This window comes from Streptomyces sp. SID3212 (assembly GCF_009865405.1).
Taxonomy (GTDB): Bacteria; Actinomycetota; Actinomycetes; order Streptomycetales; family Streptomycetaceae; genus Streptomyces.
Genome location: NZ_WWJY01000191.1, coordinates 1 through 898 on the forward strand (window position 1 = coordinate 1; position 898 = coordinate 898).

Consider the following 898-nt stretch of genomic DNA (forward strand, 5'->3'; position numbering starts at 1 on the left):
GCCCCACCCCGCCGCTTCCCCGGGCCACCGTCGTCGTCGCCACCCGCGAGCGCGCCGGGCAGCTCGCCCGCGCGCTCGACTCCCTCCTCGCCCAGGACCACCCGGACTTCCAGGTCCTCGTCGTCGACAACGCGCCCGTCACCACCGCCACCCGCGACCTCGTCCAGGGCCGTTACGCGGGCCGCGTCGACTACGTCCTGGAACCGGTCCCGGGCCTGGCCGTCGCCCACAACCGCGGCGTCGCCGCCGCGCGGGGGGAGGTGCTCGCCTTCACCGACGACGACGTCGTCGCCGATCCGCACTGGCTCACCGCCCTCACCGAGCCGTTCGCCGCCGACCCCCGCCTCGGCTGCGTCACCGGCCTGATCCTCCCTGCCAGGCTCACCACCCCCGCCCAGATCCTGCTGGAGAGCCACGGAGGCTTCGCGAAGGGCTTCACACAGCGGCTGTACGATCCGGCCGCGCCGCCCGCCGACGAACCGCTCTTCCCGTTCACCGCGGGCAGCTTCGGCTCCGGCGCCAACATGGCCTTCCGTGCCCAAGTCCTCGCCTCCGTGGGCGGATTCGACCCCGCCACCGGCACCGGGACACCCGCCAGGGGCGGCGACGACCTCTACGCCTTCGTCCGGGTCCTGAGCGCGGGACACCGCCTGCGCTACACGCCCGGGGCGCTCGTCTGGCACCACCACCGGGAGACCTGGGAGGACTTGAGGAACCAGGCGTACGGATACGGCGCCGGCCTCACCGCGTACCTCACCGCGATCCTGGTCCGCCGCCCGGCCCTACTACCGTCGCTCCTGCGGAAGTTGCCGCGCGGCCTCGCCCACGCCCGGACGATCACCGCGCACCGGGCTGGGCCGGACGGGGGAGCGGCGCCCGGCGGCGGCCCGGCCGGGGG

The 898-nt window shown here is 75.5% G+C and carries 1 protein-coding gene; it reads left to right on the forward strand.

Annotated features, from left to right (window positions below; genetic code table 11):
• A partial coding sequence (locus GT042_RS05570; protein ID WP_161307579.1) for a glycosyltransferase occupies positions 1 to 898 on the forward strand: 898 nt, incomplete at both ends.